Here is a 2340-nt window from a genome sequence, read left to right as displayed (position 1 = left end):
TTCAGGAAACCTCGATGCAACCCATTGATTTAACCCCTGAATCTAAAGGCCCCTGGCGCTGGAGTGTTGCTCAGTTTGAGCGTGCTATGGCGCTGGGGCTCTTTCCTGAGGACGTACGCCTAGAGCTACTTGAAGGCGAGCTGTACGAAAAGCCTATGGAAAACCCACCCCATGCCTATACTACCGACGTAATCTACGACCTACTCGCCCGTAGCCTTGACCTGAGCACTTGCTTCCTGCGCAACCAGCACGCCCTGCCCCTCAGCACGACCTCCACCCCTATCCCCGATATCGCAGTGATTGCGGGCCAGCGCCGCGACTTTCTCCAGAGCCACCCTAAGCCCGAGCAAGTGCTGCTACTGATCGAGGTCTCGGGGGCGACACTCTCCCAAGATCGTAATACAAAGGCCGAGATCTACGCCGAGGCCGGGATTCAAGAGTACTGGATTGTCAATTTGAGCCAGCGACGGCTGGAGGTATTCCGCGATCCCTCAGGCACCGAGTGGGGAACTCACCTCAAGGTCACCGAACAACAGAGCATTGCCCCCCTCTGTGCGCCCTCTGTCTCGATAGCCGTCGCAGCACTCCTTCCCCCAGATCTCTCATGAAGCACGGCTTCCTACTCTTACTTGCGGGGCTTGTTGGTGTGCTCTGTGCCCTCATTCCCCGTCCTCTGATAATCTTCCCCGTATGTCTGTATCTGGGTGTGACCTCTGCTCTTGCTCTCAGAAACCTCCCGAGTAGCGAGCGAATCGCCTGGGGAGTTGGACTATGTGCGGTCGCGAGCATCACTGCAACTGTGTTCAGTCGGTTCTTTTTTCTGGTTGGCATGTTCTGGTTCCCTTGGTTTGTGCTATTTGTACTTCCTGTTGTCGGTGTGGGTTGGCAAAAGCTCCCCTTGGTCAAGCAGGTGGGAATGGCGCTTGTCCTAGCTCCTCTTCTCTATCTGGGCACCGCAACGATTCTCTTCCACTTTTGGGGTGGTCAGGTCTCGCCCTATACAGAAACTCGCGATAGACAGCAACGAGAACCGGCGGTTGGCCCTGCGGTTTCCTGGCTTACCTATGTCATCAGCCCACCACAGGGGCCATGCTGCGTCCTCTCCTGTGACTACAACGGAAATGAGTGGGTGTGGAAAGTCTACCGCCCGGTCGTCCAGCTCTGGTTCGCCGCGCCGGGCTGCCGCTACTACTCTCCCTGAGACTTTGTGGTAAAATCCCGGCAACACCTCGCAATAATTAAAGGCATTTACTTTGGAAGAACAGGCGGCGCGTCAGTTTCCGGTAGGTAGTGAGATCATCGAGATCAAGCAGGACACCACCGGTAATATCAATAAAACCTATCTGGTCACCCTGACAGATAGTAGGCGGTTTATCCTCCAGCGGATCAACAAGAGGGTTTTCACTCAGCCTGAGCTGGTGATGCGCAACATCCGCCGGTTTTCGGAGCACGTCGCCCGTAAGCTTGCCGTGGCTCCCATTGATAAGGGCCGTCGCTGGGAGACGCCGCAGGTGCTGGCTACGCGCGATGGCAAGGATTTCTGGATTGATGCCGAAGGCGAGTACTGGCGCGCCTTGAGCTTTATCCCTCGCTCCCGCTCCTACAACACGGCCCAGAATGAGGCACATGCCTACGAAGTGGGCTTTGGGCTGGGCGCGTTCCACAACCTGATCAGCGACATGAAGGCCGATCAGCTCGCCGACACGCTGCCGGGCTTTCATATCGCGCCGGGTTATCTGGCACACTTCGATAAAGTCGCCGCCAACCATAGTACGGAGCTAACAGCCGAAGTGCGCCACGGACTGGCGTTTGTGGAAGCGCGGCGCGGGCTTACCCATGTTTTAGAGGATGCCAAGGCGTCTGGCAAGCTCCCACTGCGCCCGATTCACGGCGACCCGAAGATCAATAACGTCATGATGGACATCGTCACCGGGCAAGCCATCAGTATTATTGACCTTGATACCGTCAAGCCTGGCCTAGTGCACTACGATATCGGCGATGGACTGCGCTCGGCGTGCAACGCGCTGGGCGAGGAGACCAAGAACTTCGACGCCGTGTGCTTTGAGCCAGAGCTTGCCAAGGCGATTCTGAGCGGCTACTTGGAGCAAGCCCACCACTTTCTCACTCCCGCTGACTACGAGCATCTCTTCGATGCCATCCGCTTAATTGCCTTCGAGCTGGGCCTGCGCTTCTTCACCGATCACCTCGCGGGCGATGTCTACTTCCTCGCGGACCACCGGGGCCACAATCTGGAGCGCGCACTGGTGCAGTTCGCGCTGTGCCAGAGTATCGAGGCGCAAGAGAGCACGATCCGCAAGATCATCTCCGACGCGCTGTAGC

The 2340-nt window shown here is 57.4% G+C and carries 3 protein-coding genes; all 3 read left to right on the top strand.

Annotated features, from left to right (window positions below; all coding sequences use genetic code 11):
• Positions 1-608 (top strand): Uma2 family endonuclease (locus ACH2EH_RS02190; RefSeq protein ID WP_395138438.1); only part of this gene is annotated, 608 nt, incomplete at its 5' end.
• Between the two features lie 242 nt (positions 609-850).
• Positions 851-1201: a hypothetical protein gene (locus ACH2EH_RS02185; protein WP_395138435.1), complete on the top strand. Its 351-nt coding sequence runs from the start codon at positions 851-853 to the stop codon at positions 1199-1201.
• A 52-nt stretch (positions 1202-1253) separates the two neighbouring features.
• Positions 1254-2339: a phosphotransferase enzyme family protein gene (locus tag ACH2EH_RS02180; RefSeq protein ID WP_395138433.1), complete on the top strand. Its 1086-nt coding sequence runs from the start codon at positions 1254-1256 to the stop codon at positions 2337-2339.
• The last annotated feature ends 1 nt before the right edge of the window (position 2340 follow it).

Origin of the sequence: Armatimonas sp., assembly GCF_043760365.1 — a bacterium.
Taxonomy (GTDB): Bacteria; Armatimonadota; Armatimonadia; order Armatimonadales; family Armatimonadaceae; genus Armatimonas.
The sequence above is the reverse complement of the archived record's forward strand: the minus strand, read 5'-3'. Positions and strand labels throughout refer to the sequence as shown.